Annotated in this window: 21 protein-coding genes; 11 read left to right on the forward strand and 10 right to left on the reverse strand. The window is 68.4% G+C overall.

Annotated elements, in window-relative coordinates:
• Positions 1 to 110: 110 nt before the first annotated feature.
• Entirely contained in the window at positions 111 to 1,316 is a 1,206-nt protein-coding gene (locus LFM09_RS10415; RefSeq protein WP_414096328.1) for an RNA-guided endonuclease InsQ/TnpB family protein, read from the forward strand.
• Here the strand turns inward: LFM09_RS10415 and LFM09_RS10420 are convergent.
• The 4 genes from LFM09_RS10420 to LFM09_RS10435 all read right to left on the reverse strand — a co-directional run bounded on the left by LFM09_RS10420 (position 1,306) and on the right by LFM09_RS10435 (position 5,754).
• Positions 1,306 to 2,199, reverse strand: coding sequence for a carbohydrate ABC transporter permease (locus tag LFM09_RS10420; protein WP_414096134.1), 894 nt, complete (start codon positions 2,197 to 2,199; stop codon positions 1,306 to 1,308). The genes LFM09_RS10415 and LFM09_RS10420 overlap by 11 nt on opposite strands.
• Positions 2,196 to 3,071, reverse strand: a complete 876-nt coding sequence (locus tag LFM09_RS10425; RefSeq protein WP_414096135.1) for a carbohydrate ABC transporter permease — start codon at positions 3,069 to 3,071, stop codon at positions 2,196 to 2,198. The genes LFM09_RS10420 and LFM09_RS10425 overlap by 4 nt, the downstream gene beginning before the upstream one ends.
• Positions 3,068 to 5,245: a pectinesterase family protein gene (locus LFM09_RS10430; RefSeq protein WP_414096136.1), complete on the reverse strand. Its 2,178-nt coding sequence runs from the start codon at positions 5,243 to 5,245 to the stop codon at positions 3,068 to 3,070. Before LFM09_RS10430 ends, LFM09_RS10425 begins: the two co-directional genes overlap by 4 nt.
• A gap of 182 nt (positions 5,246 to 5,427) precedes the next feature.
• Entirely contained in the window at positions 5,428 to 5,754 is a 327-nt protein-coding gene (locus LFM09_RS10435; protein ID WP_414096137.1) for a hypothetical protein, read from the reverse strand.
• A gap of 16 nt (positions 5,755 to 5,770) precedes the next feature.
• Here LFM09_RS10435 and LFM09_RS10440 point away from each other — a divergent pair, with 16 nt between their 5' ends.
• Both LFM09_RS10440 and LFM09_RS10445 read left to right on the forward strand, forming a co-directional pair.
• Positions 5,771 to 6,502 carry a cellulose binding domain-containing protein gene (locus LFM09_RS10440; protein WP_414096138.1) on the forward strand — a complete coding sequence of 244 codons (732 nt, stop codon included), beginning with the start codon at positions 5,771 to 5,773 and terminating at the stop codon, positions 6,500 to 6,502.
• 143 nt (positions 6,503 to 6,645) lie between these two features.
• Positions 6,646 to 8,508 carry a non-reducing end alpha-L-arabinofuranosidase family hydrolase gene (locus LFM09_RS10445; protein ID WP_414096139.1) on the forward strand — a complete coding sequence of 621 codons (1,863 nt, stop codon included), beginning with the start codon at positions 6,646 to 6,648 and terminating at the stop codon, positions 8,506 to 8,508.
• On the opposite strand, the gene LFM09_RS10450 is transcribed toward LFM09_RS10445, so the two are convergent.
• Both LFM09_RS10450 and LFM09_RS10455 read right to left on the reverse strand, forming a co-directional pair.
• Complete coding sequence (locus LFM09_RS10450; protein WP_414096140.1) at positions 8,451 to 8,636, reverse strand: hypothetical protein; 186 nt, start codon at positions 8,634 to 8,636, stop codon at positions 8,451 to 8,453. The genes LFM09_RS10445 and LFM09_RS10450 overlap by 58 nt on opposite strands.
• A gap of 101 nt (positions 8,637 to 8,737) precedes the next feature.
• Positions 8,738 to 9,748, reverse strand: coding sequence for a CobW family GTP-binding protein (locus LFM09_RS10455; RefSeq protein WP_414096141.1), 1,011 nt, complete (start codon positions 9,746 to 9,748; stop codon positions 8,738 to 8,740).
• A 185-nt stretch (positions 9,749 to 9,933) separates the two neighbouring features.
• On the opposite strand from LFM09_RS10455, the gene LFM09_RS10460 reads away from it, so the two are divergent.
• Entirely contained in the window at positions 9,934 to 10,356 is a 423-nt protein-coding gene (locus LFM09_RS10460; RefSeq protein ID WP_414096142.1) for an SgcJ/EcaC family oxidoreductase, read from the forward strand.
• A 2-nt stretch (positions 10,357 to 10,358) separates the two neighbouring features.
• Here LFM09_RS10460 and mmuM read toward each other — a convergent pair whose 3' ends face one another.
• Positions 10,359 to 11,258, reverse strand: a complete 900-nt coding sequence (mmuM, locus tag LFM09_RS10465) for a homocysteine S-methyltransferase (RefSeq protein ID WP_414096143.1) — start codon at positions 11,256 to 11,258, stop codon at positions 10,359 to 10,361.
• A 274-nt stretch (positions 11,259 to 11,532) separates the two neighbouring features.
• Here mmuM and LFM09_RS10470 point away from each other — a divergent pair, with 274 nt between their 5' ends.
• The 6 genes from LFM09_RS10470 to LFM09_RS10495 all read left to right on the forward strand — a co-directional run bounded on the left by LFM09_RS10470 (position 11,533) and on the right by LFM09_RS10495 (position 17,807).
• Positions 11,533 to 12,447, forward strand: coding sequence for an MBL fold metallo-hydrolase (locus LFM09_RS10470; protein WP_414096144.1), 915 nt, complete (start codon positions 11,533 to 11,535; stop codon positions 12,445 to 12,447).
• A gap of 88 nt (positions 12,448 to 12,535) precedes the next feature.
• Positions 12,536 to 13,537, forward strand: a complete 1,002-nt coding sequence (locus LFM09_RS10475; RefSeq protein WP_414096145.1) for a TerC/Alx family metal homeostasis membrane protein — start codon at positions 12,536 to 12,538, stop codon at positions 13,535 to 13,537.
• A 50-nt stretch (positions 13,538 to 13,587) separates the two neighbouring features.
• The gene (locus LFM09_RS10480) at positions 13,588 to 15,000 is read left to right on the forward strand and encodes a hypothetical protein (RefSeq protein ID WP_414096146.1); all 1,413 of its coding nucleotides are present in this window, start codon (positions 13,588 to 13,590) and stop codon (positions 14,998 to 15,000) included.
• Positions 14,997 to 15,596: a VOC family protein gene (locus tag LFM09_RS10485; protein ID WP_414096147.1), complete on the forward strand. Its 600-nt coding sequence runs from the start codon at positions 14,997 to 14,999 to the stop codon at positions 15,594 to 15,596. The genes LFM09_RS10480 and LFM09_RS10485 overlap by 4 nt, the downstream gene beginning before the upstream one ends.
• 43 nt (positions 15,597 to 15,639) lie before the next feature.
• Positions 15,640 to 16,218, forward strand: coding sequence for a TetR/AcrR family transcriptional regulator (locus LFM09_RS10490; RefSeq protein WP_414096148.1), 579 nt, complete (start codon positions 15,640 to 15,642; stop codon positions 16,216 to 16,218).
• A complete protein-coding gene (locus LFM09_RS10495) occupies positions 16,215 to 17,807 on the forward strand; it encodes a CocE/NonD family hydrolase (RefSeq protein ID WP_414096149.1) in 1,593 nt (530 codons plus the stop codon). Before LFM09_RS10490 ends, LFM09_RS10495 begins: the two co-directional genes overlap by 4 nt.
• 1 nt (position 17,808) lies before the next feature.
• On the opposite strand, the gene LFM09_RS10500 is transcribed toward LFM09_RS10495, so the two are convergent.
• Both LFM09_RS10500 and LFM09_RS10505 read right to left on the reverse strand, forming a co-directional pair.
• A complete protein-coding gene (locus tag LFM09_RS10500) occupies positions 17,809 to 18,870 on the reverse strand; it encodes a serine/threonine-protein kinase (RefSeq protein ID WP_414096150.1) in 1,062 nt (353 codons plus the stop codon).
• A gap of 71 nt (positions 18,871 to 18,941) precedes the next feature.
• Positions 18,942 to 19,529 carry an NADPH-dependent F420 reductase gene (locus LFM09_RS10505; protein WP_414096151.1) on the reverse strand — a complete coding sequence of 196 codons (588 nt, stop codon included), beginning with the start codon at positions 19,527 to 19,529 and terminating at the stop codon, positions 18,942 to 18,944.
• A gap of 66 nt (positions 19,530 to 19,595) precedes the next feature.
• Here LFM09_RS10505 and LFM09_RS10510 point away from each other — a divergent pair, with 66 nt between their 5' ends.
• Positions 19,596 to 19,970: a winged helix-turn-helix transcriptional regulator gene (locus tag LFM09_RS10510; RefSeq protein WP_414096152.1), complete on the forward strand. Its 375-nt coding sequence runs from the start codon at positions 19,596 to 19,598 to the stop codon at positions 19,968 to 19,970.
• Positions 19,971 to 19,973: 3 nt separating this feature from the next.
• Here the strand turns inward: LFM09_RS10510 and LFM09_RS10515 are convergent, their stop codons facing one another.
• On the reverse strand, positions 19,974 to 20,552 hold the full coding sequence (locus LFM09_RS10515; protein ID WP_414096153.1) for an STM3941 family protein: 579 nt from the start codon (positions 20,550 to 20,552) through the stop codon (positions 19,974 to 19,976).
• Positions 20,553 to 20,623: the final 71 nt, after the last annotated feature.

The following is a 20,623-nucleotide window of genomic DNA, read 5'->3' on the forward strand; positions in this document are numbered from 1 at the left end:
CTCGCGCCAAAAGGAAAGACAGTCATCGGCCGAGCCGATGCTGCGCACGCCCGGCAGGACACAGTCCAGAAGCCGCTGTCCCAAGGCGCTAGGTTGTGGGAGTGAGGAGTGTGCCGGTAACGCGGGCGTTCAAGTTCCGCTTCTATCCGAGCGATTCGCAAGCTGCAGAGCTGTTGCGCACGTTCGGTTGCGTGCGCACGGTCTACAACCTGGCGCTCGCTGCGCGCACCGAAGCGTGGGTAGAGCGACAGGAACGGGTGAACTACTACAGCACGTCGGCGATGCTGACAGCGTGGAAAAAGACCCAGGACCTGGCGTTCCTCACTGAGGCGTCGTCGGTGCCGCTGCAGCAGTCGTTGCGACACCTGCAGATGGCTTTCGCGAACTTCTACGGCAAGCGGGCGAAGTATCCGCGGTTCAAGTCTCGGAGGAAGTCCCGCCGCTCGGCCGAGTACACGAGAGGCGCGTTCCGGTATTCCGATGGCCGGTTGACACTGCCGAAGATGGCTGAACCATTGGACATCGTGTGGTCGCGTCAGCTGCCCGATGGAGTGTCTCCGTCCACGGTCACCGTGTCGCAGGACAGCGCTGGTCGTTGGTCCGTGTCCTTGCGGTGTCAGGACCCAACTGTGACAGCGCTGCCTCCGGCCACGAACACAGTCGGTGTGGACGCCGGCCTGAATCACCTGTTGACGCTGTCCACAGGAGAGAAGTTCACCAACCCCCGGCACGAACGCCGTGACCGAGACCGCCTCGCACGCGCCCAACGGGCCCTGGCACGCAAGGCGAGCGGTGACGGAGCGAACCGGATCAAGGCACGGCGCAAAGTGGCCCGGATCCACGCCCGGATCGCGGATCGCCGCCACGACCACCTGCACAAGATCACCACTCGGCTCGTGCGCGAAAACCAAACGCTCGTGATCGAGACCCTGTCCGTGCGAACCATGGTCAAGAACCGAAGCCTCTCGCGTGCCATCAGTGACGCGGGATGGGCACGGTTCCGAGAAATGTTGGAATACAAGGCGGTCTGGTACGGACGAAATGTGATCGCCGTGGACCGGTGGTTCCCCTCCTCCAAGCGGTGCTCGTCGTGCGGAACACGCCGCGACACCATGCCGTTGAACATCCGCGTGTGGACGTGTGCCTGCGGTGCCGAACACGACCGCGATGTCAATGCAGCGCGCAACATCATGGCCGCCGGGCTGGCGGCATCGGCCTGTGGAGCTGATGTAAGACCTCAACGGAACACTCCGAGCGGGCGATCGGCGAAGAAGCAGGAATCCACTCCCTCAATGAGCGGAGAAGTCAACCCTTGACCGCGCCGGCGCTCAGTCCCTGCACCAGGAACCGCTGCACCACGGCGAAAACCAGCACGACCGGCACCGCGGCGACGACTCCGCCCGCCGCGAGCGCCCCGAAGTCGGTGTTGAACTCCCCCAGCGCGTAGCTGAGGCCGACCGGGAGCGTGAACTTGTCCTGCCTGCTCGCGAACATCAGCGCGAACAGGAAGTTGTTCCAGGCCCCGATGAACGCGAACGACCCGACGGCCACCAGCGCCGGACGCAGCTGCGGCAGCGTCACCGCGAAGAACGCCCGCAGCCGTGAACACCCGTCGACCATCGCGGCCTCTTCGAGCTCCACCGGGACGTTGCGCACGAACCCGCTCATCAGGATCAGCGCGAGCGGCAGCTGGAACGCGGTGTCCGCGATGACGAGCCCCGTGAGGCTGTTGAGCAGACCGGCGCTCTTGAAGATCACGAACAGCGGGATCAGCATCATCGCGCCGGGGATGAACTGCGTGCACAGCAACGCGAGCAGGAACACCCGCTGGCCGCGGAACCTGAAGCGCGCCAGCGCGTAACCGCCCATGAGCGCGAACACCGTGACGGTGACGAGCGTGCCGAGCCCGATGATCAGGCTGTTCTGGAAGAACAACCCGAAACCGACGCCGTTCCACACTGTGTCGAAGTGCTCGAACGTGATCGGCCACGGCACGAGCGAGGTCTCCCCCGCCGGTCGCAGCGCGAACACGAGCATCCAGTAGAACGGGATGAGCGTGAACAACAGATAGAGCACCAACGGCAGGTGCAGTCGCAGGTAGCGCGATGGATCGCGGTGTTTCTTCCGTCGCGGTGGCACCGGCGGTGGCGGCAGAACCGTTTCCGGGCGGGTGAGGGGCTGTGTCACTGTCTGGGTCATGCCCGGCTCCCGAACTTGGACAGCCTCAGGTAGAGGATCGAGAAGAACAGCAGGATCACGAAGCCGGCCATCGTCAGCGCCGAGCCGTAGCCGAAGTCGTGCGAGTCCACGGCTTTGCGCGCCACGTACAACGGCAGCGTCGTCGTCTGGTTCGCCGGGCCGCCGCCGGTGAGCGTGTAGATCAGGTCGACGTTGTTGAACTCCCACACCGCACGCAGCAGCGTCGACAGCACGATCGCGTCGCGCAGGTGCGGCAGGGTGACGCTGATGAACTTGCGCCACCGCCCGGCGCCGTCGACCGACGCGGCCTCGTACAGGTCGTTCGGGATGGTCTGCAGGTCGGCGAGCAGCAAGATCGCGAAGAACGGCACCCCGCGCCACAGTTCCGTGACCACGGTGGCGGGGAAGACCGTCGCCGGGTCGCCGAGCACCGACGTGCCGGGATCGCCGATGCCCCACTGCGCGAGCTGCTGGAAGATACCCGTGGACGGGTTGTAGAGCAGGATCCAGATGCCGGTGGTGAGCACACCGGACACCGCCCACGGCGAGAACACCAGTGCTCGTGCCACCGCGCGGCCGACGAACGTCTCGTTGACGATGAGCGCGAGAACCAGACCGAGCACCAGCTGCAGGCCGACCTCGACGACGACCCACTTCGCGCTGAACACGAGGCTCTGCCAGAACAACGCGTCGTCGAACAGCATCCGCCGGAAGTTCTCGAACCCGATGAAGCCGTTCTTCCACGGCTGGGTGACGGTGTGCTGACGCAGGCTGAACCACCCGACCGACGCGATCGGGTAGACCAGGAACACCGCCATCAGCAGCAGCGTTGGGGCGATGAGCGCGTACGGCGCCCACGTGCGGGTCCTCACGCCGGGATCCACCCGCCCAGGTAGGCGCTCTTGGTGAACCGCTTCGACTGCTCGTCGGTCAGCTGCGGCCGGTCGGTGCCCCTGCCCGAGCCGGGACCGGTGTTCTCGTACTCCGCGAACCTGGCCCCTCGCCACGGGAAGCCCGACATGTCCGTCCACGGCGCGGGCTTGATCGCGGCAGGCAGCGAGGTGTTGCGGATGACCACCTGAGCGATCGCGTCCGGGTCGCCGCCGGGGTGCCACGGCCGGCCGAGGTAGTACGTGCCCGCCGGTGCGTCGCTGCGGATCTGCGAGTCGACGATCAGGAAGCCGTACGGGTTGCCGCGCTGGGTGCTGGCCGCGGTCACGTAACCGTTCGAGTTGCTGCCGCGGGTGAGCGCGGTGATCGTCGCCCGTTCGAAGACGGCGGTGGCACGGCCGAAGATGAAGTCGACGTCACCGGTGATCGCGCAGTCGCGGTAGTACTGGCGGGAGCGTGTGGTCACGTTCGGGGAGTCCGCGTAGAGCGTGTCCTGGTGGCCATCGAAGCGCACTCGGTCGAAGAACATCCGGTCGCCGGTGGCCTTCACCGCGACGGCCTGGGTGTTCGTGATCTCCGGGTGCTTCTTGCGGTCGAACGAGTTGCGGAACGTGAGGTCGCGCGCCTTGAAGTCGTCCGCGGCGATGGTCGCGGTGGCGCTGCCGGACGTGCCGTAAGTCGTGCCGTCGGGCTTCTTCGTACCGTTGGCGTTGTCGTAGTCGATCACGACGTCCTGCGCGCGACCGGTGGCGCCGCGCAGGGTCAGTCCCCGCTTGCTCGCCGGGATCTTGATGACCTCGCGGTACACGCCCTTCGGCAGGGTGATCACGCCACCGGCCGGAGCGGCGTCGATCGCGGACTGCACGGTCGCGAACCCGTCGCCGACCACCAGGTGATGGCCTGCCGACTGCGCGCCTGCCTGCAGGTGCCGGATCCGGTGCGCGGGTTCGAGGCCGCGGTTGAGCGTCGGCGTCCAGCCCGCGTCCGTGCCGAGTCGTTTGTCGGAGAACGCGGCGTTGTGAGCGTCCACCAGGCTGGCGGGCTTGCCGTCGACGAGGTTGCCGGTGTCGGTGATCGCGGTGCCGCCCCAGTTGTAGACGATCTTCTCCGGGGCGATGCCCCGGATGTAGTTGTTCTGGGCGTAGATCTGCGACTGCACGCCGACACCCCAGCTGTAGACCGGCAGGCCCTCGTAGAGGTTGTTGTAGACGTGCACCTGGCCGAACCGGACGCGCGGGGCGCGCTCCTGGACGTTGCGGAAGACGTTGTGGTGCACGGAGACCCGCAGCTTGCCGGGGTCGGTCGTCGAGGTGTTGGACCCGCCGATCAGCATGGTCTTGCCGTGCGCGGTGAAGACGTTGCGCGACACGGTGACCAGGTCGGAGGCGGCGGTGATGTCGAGCTGGCCGTCGTGCACCTGGTAGGGCCTGCCGAAGTAGAGCGGCTGAGTGCTGTCGACGTTCGGTTCGTCGGTGAACGTGTTGTGGTCGATCCACACGTTCTCGGACTTCTGCAACGACACCGAGTCCCAGAGCGAGTTCCAGTTGCCGGGCGGGGCACCGGGGCTGTTGTCGGTCGGGTCCCAGGCGGGGAAGCAGTCGCTGGTGTCGCGGAACGTCAGGTTGCGCACGATCACGTTGCGTGCGCCGTGGATGCGCAGACTGCCGCCGGTGATGCCGGCGCCGGGACCGGCGCCGATGATCGTCGTGTCCGAGCCCACCTCGAGACCGATCACCGCGAGCTGGTTGCGCGCCGAGGCCGCCCGTGCGTCTTCGAGTGGCCCCTGCGGCTTCCGGTCACGCCCCCAAACCGCGGGGTCGTAGGCGGCCAGATACGCGGGCAGCGTGTAGCCGCCGGTCGCGTAGTCCTGGCACGCCAACGGTTTTCCGTCGGGGCCGGTGTTCGCCTCGATCACGCCCTTGATCCGGATGATCCGCGGCGCCGGTGCGGCCAGCGCGGCGACCAGCTCGGCACGGGTGCGCACGGTGTGCACGCGATCGGCGGCCGACCCGCCGGTGGTCCCGGGACCGCTCGAAGCCCATCCGTCCCCGGCGGGCAGCACCTGCCTGGCCGGGTCATGGCCGGCGTGCGCGGGTGCGCTCGCCAGTCCTGTGCAGGCACACGCCAGCACTAGCGCACGTACGAACAATCGCATGGCGCAATACCCTCCGAATGGAAGTTCATATTTGTGAACGTCGTCCACGAGCGTGAACCGGATATTACGAACGCGTGCGCCAGGCGTCAACGAAATGAATGCATTCGACAATTCGACGTGAAATTCGACCGGAATTCGAGTCGAAGCGCTCGAATTCCACATTCGACCCCGCCACCCCCAGTTCAGGTGACGTGCTCATCACGATCCGCCAGGCTGTCGAATACGGCCACACCACGACTACCAGCCTGTTCGATGCGATTCGACAGCGGAATCGTCGAACGGAACTCATCAGTATCGTATTGACCGCGGCCGCCGTCTGGCCTAACTTCCCCGCCACTGCCCGGCTCCACTCGTACTACCGCAGTACCGGGGGAAAGAATGAGACCCAGATCGACCATTCTGGTGATGGCCGCGATAGTGGCCGCCGGATGCACCGGATCGCCCGCTCCGATCGCTTCCGGTCCACCGACCACCCATCGCCTCGTCGCACCGCCGACCATCGCGAACACGCTGACCGTCCAGGGCGTGGAGGACGGCCGCACCGTCCTGCTGTCGGACGGCACGCGGATCCGCATGGCCGGCCTCGCGGCGCCGGAGGAGTGCTGGGCGAAGGCCGCGACCGCGTTCGCCAAGGCGTTCCTGCTGGACAAGCCGGTCAAGGTCGACGCGGGTGATCCCACCATCGTCGACGAAGCGCCGCTGTGGCTCGACGACGGCACCGAGTACGCCCTGCTCGCTGTCAGCCAGGGAATACTGCGCGGCGACTCACCGCACGACCCCGCGTTCCGGGAAGCCGAGGCCGCCGCGACCTCAGCCGGACTCGGACTGTGGGGCGATCCCTGCAGGGGTCAGGCCAAGCCACCCGCCGCCACAACGCCACCACCTGTCGTCGTCACGGTGCCCTCGCCGGTGACGACGACAGCCCCGGCACCCGTGTTCGGCTGCGCCATCGGCTACCGCGTGACCTATCGATGGAACGGCGGCTACAACGCCGACGTGACGATCACCAACACCGGGACGGCGCCGATCAACGGCTGGACACTGCGCTGGAAGTTCACCCGCGGCCAGATCGTGACGGACATGTGGAACGCGACCGGCAAGCAGTCCGGCGCCGATGTGAGCGCCACCAACGTCTCGTACACCGCGACCATCGCGGTGGGCGGCACCCAGGTCGTCGGGTACACGGGAAACCACCGGGCCGACAACCCGGACCCGATCGCGTTCTCGGTGAACGATCACCCGTGCCAGGTCCGATGAAGTCCACTTAGGACGGACGGCGGCCCCCGGTGGAGCGTTCGGCGCGGGCCGCTGTTCGACGCTTCGATGTAAAACGTTGTCGATAACGTTTTATGTCACTACCGTCGACCGCCGGGGTCCAGCGAAGGAGGATGCGATCTGTCATGAAACGCAACGGGATCAAGGCACTGGGTGCCGCCGTCGTCGCGCTCCTCGGCCTGGTGGTCGCCCCGCAGGCCGCCGCGGCGACGCTCACCGAGGTCACGAACTTCGGCACCAACCCCAGCAACCTGCGCATGCACCTCTACCGCCCGGACCGGGTCGCCGCGAAACCCGCCGTGCTGCTCGCCGTCCACTACTGCGGCGGCTCCGGGCAGGCGTTCCACTCCGGCACCGAGTTCGCGCGGCTCGCCGACCAGCACGGGTTCGTCGTGATCTACCCGACCGTCACGAGGAACAGCAAGTGCTTCGACGTGTCCTCACCGCAGGCGTTGCGGCGCGACGGCGGCAGCGACCCGGTCGGCCTGATGTCGATGGTCAGGTACGTGCTGCAGCGCCACAACGGTGACCCCGCAAGGGTGTTCGTCACCGGCGCGTCGTCCGGCGCGATGATGACCAACGTCATGCTCGCCAACTACCCGGACGTCTTCAGCGCGGGCGCGGCGTTCGCCGGCGTGCCCGCCGGATGTTTCGCCACCACCAACGGCTCCGAGTGGAACAGCCAGTGCGCCAACGGAACCCTGCTGCGCACCCCGCAGCAGTGGGGCGACATCGCCAGGTCCGCCTACCCCGGCTACACGGGCAAACGGCCGCGCGTGCAGCTCTGGCACGGCACCCAGGACGAAATCCTGCGCTATCCGAACTTCGGCGAGGAGATCGACCAGTGGACCAACGTCCACGGCCTGCCGCCGACGCCGACGTCCACCGACTCCCCGCAGCCGAACTGGACGCGCACGCGGTACGGCGACAGGGTCGAGGCGATCTCGTTGCAGGGCACCGGACACTCGCTGCCGGCCGGCGGGATGGCGTTGCGGGCCATCCAGTTCTTCGGGCTCGACACCGGCCAGGAGGCGGCCGCCCTGCCGAACAGCTTCCGCTGGTCCTCCAGCGGTGTCCTGATCAGCCCGAAGCCGGACGCCACGCACGCCAACCTCGCGGTGAAGGACCCGACCGTGGTCTTCCACAACGGCCGCTACCACGTGTTCGCGTCGACCTACACCAACGGCTACAACCTCGTGTACCTCAGCTTCACCGACTTCTCCCAAGCCGCTGCGGCGCCCCATCACTACCTCGACCGCACGGCCATCGGCGCCGGCTACCGGGCCGCCCCGCAGGTGTTCTACTTCGCCCCGCAACGCCTCTGGTACCTCGTCTACCAGACCGGCGCAGGCGGCTCGTACTCCACGACGACCGACATCAGCCGGCCGGAGACCTGGTCCGCGCCGAGGAACTTCTACTCGTCGATGCCGCAGATCATCCGGGACAACATCGGCAACGGCTACTGGGTGGACTTCTGGAACGTCTGCGACTCGGCGAAGTGCTACCTGTTCTCCGCCGACGACAACGGCCACCTCTACCGCTCGGAGACCACGGTCGGCGAGTTCCCCAACGGCTTCCGCAACACCGTGATCGCCATGCAGGACGCCAACCGCTACCGCCTGTTCGAGGCGCCGAACGTGTACAAGGTCGGCAACCAGTACCTGCTGCTGGTCGAGGCGATCGGGACGGACGGCAGGCGCTGGTTCCGCTCGTGGACCGGCCCCGCGATCACCGGCCCGTGGACCGCGCTCGCCGACAGCGAGCCGAACCCGTTCGCGCGCGCGAACACCACGACGTTCCCCAGTGGACAGTGGACCCGGGACATCAGCCACGGCGAGCTGATCCGCAGCGGCACCGACCAGGCGATGGAGATCAGCCCGTGCCGGTTGCGCTTCCTCTACCAGGGCCTCGATCCGAACGCCGGCGGCGACTACAACCGCCTGCCCTGGCGGCTCGGGTTGTTGTCCCAGACGAACTCGGCCTGCTGACTCACCGCGACCAGCCTGCGGAACGTGCCGACGTCGTTCCACTCCTCGGCCGACGCCGGGACAGCGAGAGCCACCGAGCCGGCGGTGAGGGCGAGGCCGACGAGCAGGCGTGAGACGAGCTTGCGCATGGATGTTCCTTCCTGGTCAGGATCAGCTCGTCCTCGGGCAACGCCGACCCGTGGAGGCGCGGATCACCGGTCTCCCCGAGGTCTTCCGCACAGTGCGGAACTCAGAGGTCCTCGTCCTCGTGCCACTCCCCGAACGGGTCGACGAACTCCAGCTCGTCCATCAGCGCCAGCTCCTCGTCGGTCACCACGGCCTCGCGCAGGGCCGCGGTGATCACCTCGGGCGAGGCCGACGTCGTGATCACGACGAGCTCCTGCGACGGGGCCGCCGGCCACGGTCCCAGGTTCCCGACCCGCAGCCCGCCGCCCGCCGACTCCAGCCACAGCGCCTCCTCCGGCTGGCTGGCCACCCACACCCGGCCGCGGGTGCGCACGACGTCCTCCAGCAGGACGTCCACGGCCTTGTGCAGCCGCATCGGGTGGAACGGCCGGCGTTCCGAGAAGTGCACGACCGAGACACCGCACGCGGACTCCAACGTCGGCTTGCCGTACAGCAGCGAGCCGAACCCGTCGTCGAACCTGCCGCGGCGCGCGTTGACGGGGATCGCGGCGAGCAGTGACGTCACGTCCAGCGCGGCGAGGTCCTGGCGGGGTGCGAGCGGGTTCAGGCGGTCCAAGACCGCCGTCAGCAACGGATCCGTGCCGGTCAGCACCAGCGCGTCGGCGAACTCCGCCTGGCCGACGACCACCTGCGCCACCGTGCGCTCGTCCTCCTCCGCGGCGCCGAGACCGCGATCGGCGAGCGTGTCCGAGCCGGTCGCGTCGGCCAGCCACGTGTCGCTGTCGACGACCGTGATCACCGCCTCGACCCGGATGTCGGTCTCGCTCAGCGCGAAGCAGACCGCCTCCGGTTCGAGCGCGGGGTCGAGGTGCACGACGACCCGGCCGTTCAGCTCCTCCAGCAACGGCAGCAGGTCGAGTCGCAGGGTGCACGACACGCAGCCGTGGGCGAGCGTCAGCTCCGTCAGCCGGCCGTCGATCCAGCGGCGCACGACGCCATCGGCCAGCCCGCTCAGATCATGGCGGACCAGCACCGAATCCGGCGATGCGAGCCACAGCGCGTCGGCCACGTCGTGGTCGGTGAATCCAGCTACCAGTACGACCTCGGTTCCCATGCCGAGCAGTCTAACTGAAAACGATTATCGTTCTAAGGCAGGTCTGCGTTGATGCGGCAGATCCGCGCGGTCGCTCTCCAGGCGTCGGGTCTTCCTGGGTAGCGGCTCAGCAACACGTCCGGAGACCACCGGGGGTCGAGAGAACCACTTGACCTCCACTTAGCAGGAGGTAGCACGCTGGCACCATGGACACCACGACGATCGATGAGCCCACCCGCACGACGGACATCGAGGCGATCAGGCAGGTGGTCGCCACGGTCCAGCACGCCACCCAGAACGAGAACGTCGAAGAGTTCCTCAGCCTGTTCCGGGCCGACGCGATCTGGACGACCGGCGGCGGCAAGAGACTCTTCGGCCTGGACGAGATCTCCGCGTTCACCCGCCAGGTCCTGCCCGGCGGGATGGCAGGTCTCACGATCACGATGGAGGTGGTGCGCGTGCTGTTCATCCGGGCCGACGTCGCCGCCGTCAAGGTGCGCCAGCTGTACGTGAGCAGCACCGGTCAACCGTCCGAGGACGAGGGCGAGGGCACACCCCTGTTCGTCATGTCCAAGGAGAACGGGCAATGGCGGCTGACCGCCTGCCAGAACACCGGGGTGGCGGCGTGAGCTCAGCCCTTCGGTGACGCGAGCACCTCGGTGAGCCGCGCGATCCCCGAAGGGCCGACCTGGCAACAACCCCCGACGAGCCGCGCCCCGGCCGCGACCCACCGCAGAGCCGGTTCGGCCACGGGAACCGCGCCACCTTCCCAGGCGCGCGCCGTGGCGTTCCACTGCTCACCACTGTTCGGGTACACCACCACGGGCAGCCCGGTGACGCGGTGCGCGACCTCGACGGCCTCCTCGACGTCCTCCGGCCGGCAGCAGTTCACGCCGACCGCGACGACCTCGGAAACCCCCGCTGCAACAGCGAAAGCCTCCGCGAGGTCCTGCCCGGCGCACGTGCGGCCGTCCCGCACGCTGTAGGACAACCAGATCGGCGCACCGCTGCCCGCGACGACCCGCAGCACCGCCTCGGCCTCGTCCACGTCCGGAATCGTCTCCACGGCCAGGAGATCCGCATCGGAGGAGGCGAGCACCTCGATGCGGGGCCGGTGGAACTCCTCAAGCCGGCTCACGCTCAACCCGTAGCGGCCGCGGTACTCCGACCCGTCCGCCAGCATCGCGCCGTACGGACCGACGGACGCCGCGACCCAGCGCTCTCCGTCCACTGACGACGCGGCCGAACGAGCCAACGACACACTGGTGCGCAACAACGTTTCAGTCTCCGCGCGCGACAGCCCGCGTGCGGCGAAGCCCTCGAACGTGGCCTGGTAGCTGGACGTGATCGCGACCTGCGCGCCCGCCTGGAAGTACGCGAGATGCGCCGAACGGATGGCGTCCGGGTCGGCCAGCAGCAGGCGCGCGGACCACAGCGAGTCCGACAGGTCGTGCCCGGCCAGTTCCAGGGCGGTCGACATCCCGCCGTCGAGCACGACGACGTCGTCCGTCACGGCTTTTCGCAGTTCCACCGGCACGACGCTACTACTTGACGAGGCACGCGCCGTTCGCCCGGCCGCCGCCGACGCGGAGGACCGGTCGGCAAGTCGTCCGAAAGTTGCGGAAATGTTTGCTGCTCAACGGGCTGCGCGGCCACAACTGTGCACAGGGTGTCTTCGTCGCCCTGTGCCCGTCGTCGGTTTCGCAGTCAGACCGTGCGCTGTGCCATGGTGGCGAGACAGACGTCACCCACCGACGAACGGACCTCACGTGCGGGTCCGCTTTGCCTCGAAGTAGGTTTCGATCATGACTCCGCAACTGCAGGAAATCGCGTCCGGCGTCTACGCCTGGATCCAGCCGGACGGCACGTGGTGGATCAACAACGCCGGAGCGGTCTGCTCCGACGGCGAGGTCGTGCTCGTCGACACCTGCGCGACCGCCCGCCGCACCAGACTGTTCCTCGACGCCCTCGACGCGGCCACCGGCGGCGCCCCGATCCGCCTCGCGGTGAACACCCACCTGCACGGCGACCACGTCTACGGCAACGCGCTGCTGCCGGACTCGACCGCGATCGTCGCGCACGAGCACACCCGCCAGGGCATCCTGCAGGACTTCATCCTCGCCAACACCCCGCCCGTGTGGTCGCCCACCCCGGAGTGGGGCGTCGACGCCGTGCGCGCGCCGACGATCTCATTCCGCGACGAGATCACCCTGTACGCCGGCCGAACGCCTGTAGTCGTGCGGCATCCCGGCTATGCGGCGCACACCGTCGGCGACGCGGTGGCGTGGCTGCCGGAAGAGCGCGTCCTGTTCACCGGCGACCTGGTGTTCCACCAGGTCACGCCGATGATCGCGATGGGTTCACTGGACGGCGCTCTGCGGTCGCTCGACTGGCTGGCAGGCTTCAACGCCGCCGTGGTGGTGCCTGGCCACGGGCCGCTCGTGTCCGGTTCGTCGTTCGCCGACGTGCTTGCGGCGCATCGGCGGTACTACGAGTTCGTGCGCGATGTCGCGGTCGCGGGCCGGGAGAAGGGCCGGACGCCGCTCGAAACGGCACGAGAGACGGACCTCGGCGAGTTCGCCGAGCTGCCTGATGCAGAACGACTGGTGCTCAACCTGCACCGCGCCTATGCCGACCTCGACAGCGCCGACATCAACGTCGCAGCGGCATTGGGCGACGCGATCGCCTACAACGGCGGACCACTGGCTTGCGCGGTGTGAATCGTGGGCATCCGTGGCGGTGACCGGGGTGCGCGGCAGGCTCCGGTAACGTCCTTTTAAGACGGACTGGCTGTCGAAGGGGTGCTCTGTGCTGGAGATCAGCGGACTGACGTGGGCGGTCACGATCGGCTTGATCGTGCTGCTGCTGGCGGTCGACCTCGTGCTCGCGGCGTGGCGGCCGCACCGGATCGGTTTCCGCGAGGCCAGCCTGTGGTCGATCTTCTACATCCTGGTCGCGATCGGGTTCGGCGTGTGGTTCGCCAGCGCCCACGGCGGCGGGTTCGGCGCGGAGTACTTCGCCGGCTACATCGTCGAGAAGAGCCTGTCGGTCGACAACCTGTTCGTCTTCGTGATCATCATGACCACGTTCCTCGTGCCGGAGGAGCACCAGCACAAGGTGCTGACGTTCGGCATCGTGCTGGCGTTGATCATGCGCGGCATCTTCATCGCGGTCGGCGCGACGCTGCTGTCCTTGTTCTCGTTCATGTTCCTGCTGTTCGGCCTGCTGCTGATCTACACGGCCGTGCAGCTGTTCCGGCACCGCAACGAGGACCCGGACGTCGAGAACAACGTCGTCGTGAAGACCGCCCGCAAGCTGCTGCCGGTCACGGACGACTACGTGGGCGGCAAGATCTTCACGCGCCTCGACGGCAAGCGCATGGCCACTCCCCTGTTCGTGGTGCTGGTGGCCATCGGCGGCGTCGACCTGCTGTTCGCGCTCGACTCGATCCCCGCCGTGTTCGGTGTGACCGAGCAGCCGTACATCGTGTTCACCGCCAACGCGTTCGCACTGCTGGGTCTGCGGGCGTTGTTCTTCCTGGTGAAGGGCTTGCTCGACCGGCTCGTCTACCTGTCGGCCGGCCTCGCGATCATCCTGGCGTTCATCGGCGTGAAGCTGATCCTGCACTGGGGCCACGTCGACATCTCCGCTTCGATCCCCGAGGTGCCCACCCCGCTGAGTCTCGGCGTGATCATCTCGATCCTGGTGATCGTGACCGTCGCCAGCCTGATCAAGACGCGCAACGATCCGTCCGCCAAGGCACACCCCGGTTCACTGCGCGGACATCGCGAATCCCGCGAATCGGAGTGATCGTTGTGGGATCCTGCCCGCACGCGATCCGCTGATCCCGGAGGTGCACCTTGGGTGCCGGCACGTACGGAGACGCCGCCTACCGCTTCCTCGTTCCCGATGCGCCGCACCACAAGCGCACCGACCGGGACCCGGCGTTCGGCTCCACGCGGGTCGCGACGCTGAACGTGTTCCGCGCCAGGCCCGGCGTGCAGCGTCCGAGCCTGATCTCGTCGTGGTCGGGAACGATCGACAGTCTGCTGCTCTCGTTCCCCTCCTACGGCGTCCACACGCCCACGCTGACGGCGGGCTACCGTTCGGTGATCAACGCGATGCGCGTCGGAACCCGGTTCGTGGTGGTGCACCACGAGAGTGACCGGCAGGTCGTCGAGGAGTGGTTCCGCGGCCATCCCGAGGGCAACGTGGCGTACGTGCCGATGCCGGATTACGTCGACTTCACCGACTGGGCCGAGGACGGCTACCTGGCGCTGGTCGACGTCGAGGAGGACCGGACGTACCTGCTGGAGCCGTGGTCGTTCCCGCGCTCCGGCGACTCGCTGATCGCGGACAACGTCGAGGAGTACACGTCCGTGCGCGCGAGTCAGGCGCCGCTGGTGTTCCAGGGCGGGAACTGCCTCATCGGTGACGACTTCTGGTTGCTGGGCACCGACTACTTCCTCGACACGCTCGAGCTGATCCGCAGCGGTGAACTGCCGGTCAGCGTGCCGCCGGGCCACACGGAGGTCGAGTTCGTCCGCCAGCTGTTCAGCCGGCACGTCGACAGCGCGCGTGAGCTCCAGCTCGTCGGCACCTCACGACCGTTGGGGCTGAAGAACTACTACGCGACCGTGGCAGCCGGGGAGTACTTCCTCGACCTGCCCGGTGGCGGCACCGGCGATCTCCAGCCGATCTTCCACATCGACATGTTCGTGACCCTGGCGGGTCCCGGCGACGACGGCCGGTTCCGCGTGCTCGTTGGCAGCCCGGACCTCGCCGACGCCGCGCTCGGCACCAAGTCCCCGTTCTCGCTGCAGACCGCCTACGACGAGATCGCCGCCGAGTTCTCGCGACGCGGGTTCGACGTCCAGCGCAACCCGCTCGTGCACCGGCCTCAGGTCACCCAGCAACTCACGTTCGCCGCGCTGCGCTCGTTCGCCGACTCTCCGGACGGCGCCGAACTGCGCGAGGTGGTGGCGTCTTTCGCTGCTGCGGGCGCTCAGCCGGAAACTGTGATCAAGGTGCGGTCCTGGCACCACATCACCTGGAACAACTGCCTGGTGGAGAACAGCTCCAGCGGCCGGACCGTCTACCTGCCCACGTTCGGGCACGGGCCGGAGGCCGACCTGGCCGTGATCGACGACTCGATGGAACAGCTGTGGACCGGCCTCGGGTTCACGGTGGTGCGGCTCGCCGACTTCAACGCCTTCGCCAGCAGGCTGGGTGTCGTGCACTGCATCAAGAAGTACCTGGGGCGGGGCGCGTGATCGACCACCTCGTCTACGCGGCGCCGGAGCTCGACGCGGCCGTGGACGCGATCGAGGAACGCTTCGGCGTGCGTGCCTCGGGCGGCGGCCAGCACCTAGGCCTGGGCACGCACAACAGGTTGCTCGCACTCGGCCCCACCACGTACCTGGAGATCATCGCGCCGGATCCGCGCCAGCCGGAACCGGCGCTGCCGCGACCGTTCGGAGTGGACGGTGTGACGACTCCCCGCCTCGTCGGATGGGCGGTCACGTGCGACGACATCGTGCAGGCACGGGACGCGGCCGCTCGCGCGGGCTTCGATCCCGGTGAGGTGATCGACGGGCGGCGGCGGACCGACTCGGGCGACGTGCTGCGGTGGCGCCTCACCAGCAACGCTCTCGTCGGCGGCGTCGTGCCGTTCCTGATCAGCTGGGGCGACACACCGTCTCCGGCGCTGTCCGCACCCGGAGGCCTGGTGCTGGAGTCGCTGCACGTCGAACACCCCGATCCGGCCCTGATCACCACACGTCTGCAGGCTCTCGGAGCATCTGTCGAGGTACGGCTCGCATCCGCGCCCGCTCTCGTCGCCCACATCTCCGGCCAGATCCTCCAATAAGTAACACTTGAATACTTAGTAACATGTGCGCATGATCTGAGGTGTGGATCTGCGCGAAGTCGAACCTGCCCGCGATCGCCGGGTGCGCCGCACCCGCGCTGCGGTGCTCCAGGCGACGTTCGACCTGGTCACCGCCCGCGGCACGACGGCGGTCACGTTGTCCGAGATCGCCGAGGCCGCCGACGTCAGCCGCCGGGTCGTCTACCAGCACTTCGGCGATCTCGACTCGGTACTGCTGGAATCCGGTCTCGACCTCGCACGCCGCGAGCTGCTGCCCCGCCTCGCGCAGCTCCACGAACCCGTTGACCCGCGTGCGGAAACCCTCGCCATGGCCCGGCACTTCGCCGAGCACCAGGTCTTCTACCGCGCCCTGCTCACCGGTCCCTGCGCGTTCGCACTGGACCGCGGGCTGATCAGCTTGCTGCTGCCGATCAACCGGCAGGGCGTCGTGCACCTGTACGGCGACCGCCTCACCGCTGCCGCCGTCGACGATCTCGCCGCGTTCATCACCGGCGGCGCGGGGTCGTTCGTCACGGCCTGGGTGGTCGCCGGGGCACCGGATCCGGAGGCGTTCACCGACCGGCTGATGGGCGTGCTCGCCCTGCTGATGGAGGTCCGATGATCAGCTACCTCATCCAGCGCAAGCTGAAGCTCTCGCCGCCGCTGACCCGCAACGTCGTGGTGCAGCGCGACTTGCGCGTGCCGATGCCCGACGGCGTGGAGCTGCTGGCGGACCGGTGGACGCCGCGTTCCGGTGGGGACGGGCTGCCGACCGCGTTGATCCGCTCCCCCTACGGCCGGCGCCTGTTCGGCGAGATGCTGGCGCGCCCGCTGGCCGAGCGCGGGTACCAGGTGGTGATGCAGAGCGTGCGCGGCGGGTTCGGGTCCGGTGGCACGTTCGATCCGATGGTCCAGGAACGCGCGGACGGGCTCGCGACGCTGGACTGGCTGGTCGCGCAGCCCTGGTCCGACGCCATCGTGCTGTACGGGCTGAGCTACCTCGGGCACGTGCAGTGGGCGGTCGCCGACCGGTTGCCGCCGCAGGTCAAGGCGATGATCCCGGTGGTGACGGAGTCCGCGCTGACGCTCGAGTTCCTGCGTTCCGACGGCATGTCGCTGGAGACGCCGTTCGAGTGGGGTGTGCTGGTCGGCACCCAGGAACGGCCGCTCGCGATGCTGCGCAAGCAGTTCCAGGGCAACCGGGTCGCTCGGGCGCTGCACACGCTTCCGTTGCGCGAGGCCGACTTCGCCGCGTTCGGTGAACGTTCCGCGTACATCCAGGACATCCTCGCCCACGACGCCGGCTCGCCGCGGTGGGACGGGTTCGACCACAGCGCGCGGGTCGCCGACGTGCGGGTGCCGGTCAGCTCGATCGGCGGCTGGTACGACATCTTCCTGCCCGGTCAGCTGCGGGACTTCCAGGTGCTGCAGGCTCATGGGCGTGCCGCCCGGCTGACCGTCGGCCCGTGGACGCACGCGCAGTTCAACTCCACGCCAGTCCAGGAGGCCGTGGAGTTCGGGCTCGCCCACGCTCGCGGTGAGCAACCGCCTGACCGCGCACCCGTCCGGCTGTACGTCATGGGCGAGGACGCGTGGCGTGACTTCTCATCGTGGCCGCCCGAGGGCTGCTCACCGCAGCGCTTCCACCTCGGTTCCGGTGGTGTGCTCGGTCCCGAGCCTGCTGCTGAGTCCTCAGTGGACACCTACCGGTACGACCCGGCCGATCCCACTCCGGCGGCTGGCGGTGTGCGCATGGTGGACGACAGCGGCCGTGTCGACAACACCGCGCTGGAGGCCCGGCCGGACGTCCTGACCTACACCACGCCGGTGCTGGCCGAGGACGTCGAGGTGGTCGGTGAGGTGAGTGCCGAGATCTGGTTCTCCTCCAGCCTCTCGCACGCCGACGTGTTCGTGCGGCTCTGCGACGTCGACCCCGACGGCCGGTCGTGGAACGTGTGCGACGGCCTGGTCAGCCTGACCGGGGCCGACGAGGTTCAGCGCGCCGCCGTCAGGTTGTGGCCGACGGCGTACCGCTTCCGGCGCGGGCATCGCCTCCGGGTTCAGGTGTCCAGCGGTGCTTTCCCGCGCTACACCCGCAATCCCGGTACCGGCAAGTCCCGCGCGACGGCCACCGTGCTGCTCGCCGCCGACCAGACCGTGCACCACGGTCCGGCGCGGCCGTCCGCGATCGTGCTTCCCGTGCTGCGCTGACTCAGGGCTTGCCCTTGCCGTTGCCCTTGCCCGGCTTCCCCTTGCCCTTCTCGTCTTCCCGCGCCGGTGGCGGCACGGTGGTCTGCAGGACCGACTCCGGCAGGACCGACTGCTGGACGACCGGCTGTTCGGCGACCGGTGTCTGCTGGACGGTGGCCGGCTGCGTCGACGTGGGCGGTGGCGCAGACTCGGCCGGGGTGGCGCGGTTCTGCAGGACCAACCCGGTTCCGACCGCCGCGACCAGCACCGCGGCTGATGCGGCGACCAGCGCTCCACGGGAACGGACGGGACGCGGCGCGACGAGCGTGGGCGGATCCGTCGCCAGCAAAGCCTCGGCGCACTCTTCCGCAGAAGGTCGACGAGCCGGAGACAAGGACGTCATCGACGACAACAACCGCGTGAGGCCGAACGGCAGATCGGCGGGGATGTCCGGTGGCCGGTGCAGCCGCGCGACGGCCGCCTCGATCTCCGCGCCCTCGTACTCGCGGTGCCCGGTCAGGCACTCCAGCAGCACCAGCCCCAGCGCGTACACGTCGACCGCCGAGGTGATCTTCCTGCCGCGCACCTGTTCCGGTGCGAGGTAGGCCGCCGTGCCGACGACCTGGTCGGCCCGCGTGAGACGCGCACCGTCGGCCAGACGTGCGAGGCCGAAGTCGGCCAGGCGCGGAACGCCGTCGTCGTCCAGCAGGATGTTGGACGGCTTGACGTCACGGTGGATGAAGCTGTGAGCGTGCACATGCGCCAGCGCGTCTGCCAGCGCCGCGCCCAGCCGACGCACCTCGTCGACGTCCATCGGCCCGCTCGCGATGTGTTCGCGCAAGGTGCGGCCCTCGACCAGTTCCAGCACCATGAACGGGGTCTCACCGGACGTGTCCGCGTCGTACACGGTCACCAGTCCGGGATGCGAGAGCCCGGCGAGCGTGCGGATCTCGTTGTCGAACCTGCGCACGTCCGCGATGTCCTGACCGGACCGGAACAGCTTGACGGCGACATCACGCGCCAGGACGACGTCCCTGGCTCGGCGCACCTCCGCGACACCACCCGTGCCCAGAAGCGCGCCCAACCTGTAACGGTCGGCGAGAAGACGTCTGTCCGGCATGATCGGGGGTTCCCACCGGACAGACACCTCAACCGTCAGTCGGCAACGGCGAACGCCGCTTCGAGTGGTGGCAGCACGGCGCGGGCGTCGCCACCCGCGAACCACAGCCCCACGACGAACGCCGACATCGCCTCCAGGTACCGGGCTCGCTGCAACCCGCCCGCCCTCACCGGCTCGGCTTTCAGGTCACGGACGAGTTGCTCGACCTGACCGAGCGCGTCCGCGTCGTCACCGCACAGCGGCACGGCCAGCCGACGCCCCTCGAACACGCGCTCGTCCGACTCCCACACCTCGGCGGCGCACAGGTTGAACGCCTTCACCACCCGCGCGCCCGGAGCCTGCTTCGCGATGCGTTCGGCGACGGCGTCCTCGCCCAGCATCATGTCGCCCTCGTCCGGTTCGAAGGCGTTCGTGCAGTCGATCAACGTCTGTCCGTCGAAGTTCCCTTGCGCCAACACGTCTGTGAGCGCCAACACGGGCACCGCCAGCAGCGTGACGTCCCCGAACTCCACGGCGTCGCGGACCTCGCCGCGCTTGCCGTACCTGATCTCGTGGCCGGCCGCGGCCCAGCCGTTGCCCAGTGCTCGTGCCATCTGCCCGGCACCGATGATTCCGATTCGCATGCCGCAGACGGTAGGAAGTCCGAAAGGCACCTGCGGGTGCGCAACGGCACTGGCAGGCTGAACGTCGTGACGCTCGAACAGACGGACCTGGGGCCGTACGGCGACTTCGAGGCCGACTGCCCGGCCAGGATCGCGGTCGACCTGTTCTCCAACTCCTGGCTGACAGTGATCGTCTACACGTTGCGCGAGGGCCCGATGCGGCCCGGCGAGCTGCGGGAGACCATCGGCCACATCAGCCAGAAGATGCTGACGCAGACGTTGCGCCGCATGGAAGGCATGGCGCTCGTGGAACGCCGCCGGTACGCCGAGGCGCCGCCGCGGGTCGAGTACTCGCTGACGGAGCCGGGGCGGGATCTGCTCGGGCCGATCTTCGCGTTGGGCGCCTGGGCCGATCGGCACGGCGACACCGTGCGCACCGCGATGCTGGGCGAGCTCGACTGACGGTCAGCGGGTGGTCCGGTAGCGCTCGAGCAGCTCGGCGAAGTCGCCGGGTGACCGGTCCAGCCAGACCGGGCTGATGCCGATGTCGTAGCCGTACGTGTCCCGGTTCCACCTCAGCTGGTCGCCCTGCCCGTCGACCTCGGTGAACCGCCGCATGCTCGGGATCGCGCGGAGGACGTGCGCGAACGGCTTCAGGAAGCGGATGGTGCGGTTGGCTTCGCGCGCGCCCTCCCGGCTGAGGGACGCCAGGTACCTCTCACGGCTGTGCAGCCGCAGCGCCACCATCGTGGTCGGATCCTTCACCACACCAACGGATTCCACGTCGGCCCACGGGATCACCCCGCCCTGGAACTCGAAGCCGTCCCGCGTCAGGGCCATCCGGCGCGCGCTCGCGTTGGCGACCACGAGCACCAGGAGGCCGCCGAAGAACGCGATTCCCAGCAGCCCGGCGATGAACCCGGACACGCTGCCCGACATCAGCAGGAGCACACCGATCACGACGAACACCACCGCGCCGAACAGGTACAGCGCGAGCTTCCACGGTCTGGGCCGCACCACGAGTCGATCAGCCGAGGTCGTCACCGGCCTCGGACACCCACGTGCGTTCACCCTTTAACAAATGGCCTGCCGCATTTGGCCCCTCGCCCGGTTGA

Source organism: Lentzea alba, assembly GCF_047445655.1.
Taxonomy (GTDB): domain Bacteria; phylum Actinomycetota; class Actinomycetes; order Mycobacteriales; family Pseudonocardiaceae; genus Lentzea; species Lentzea alba_A.

Coding starts and splice junctions, on each gene's coding strand:
- LFM09_RS10495 (WP_414096149.1), top strand. CDS start 16,215: ATGATCAGCTACCTCATCCAGCGCAAGCTGAAGCTCTCGCCGCCGCTG.
- LFM09_RS10470 (WP_414096144.1), top strand. CDS start 11,533: ATGACTCCGCAACTGCAGGAAATCGCGTCCGGCGTCTACGCCTGGATC.
- LFM09_RS10455 (WP_414096141.1), bottom strand. CDS start 9,748: ATGGGAACCGAGGTCGTACTGGTAGCTGGATTCACCGACCACGACGTG.
- LFM09_RS10505 (WP_414096151.1), bottom strand. CDS start 19,529: ATGCGAATCGGAATCATCGGTGCCGGGCAGATGGCACGAGCACTGGGC.
- LFM09_RS10445 (WP_414096139.1), top strand. CDS start 6,646: ATGAAACGCAACGGGATCAAGGCACTGGGTGCCGCCGTCGTCGCGCTC.
- LFM09_RS10450 (WP_414096140.1), bottom strand. CDS start 8,636: ATGCGCAAGCTCGTCTCACGCCTGCTCGTCGGCCTCGCCCTCACCGCC.
- LFM09_RS10420 (WP_414096134.1), bottom strand. CDS start 2,199: ATGACCCAGACAGTGACACAGCCCCTCACCCGCCCGGAAACGGTTCTG.
- LFM09_RS10430 (WP_414096136.1), bottom strand. CDS start 5,245: ATGCGATTGTTCGTACGTGCGCTAGTGCTGGCGTGTGCCTGCACAGGA.
- LFM09_RS10460 (WP_414096142.1), top strand. CDS start 9,934: ATGGACACCACGACGATCGATGAGCCCACCCGCACGACGGACATCGAG.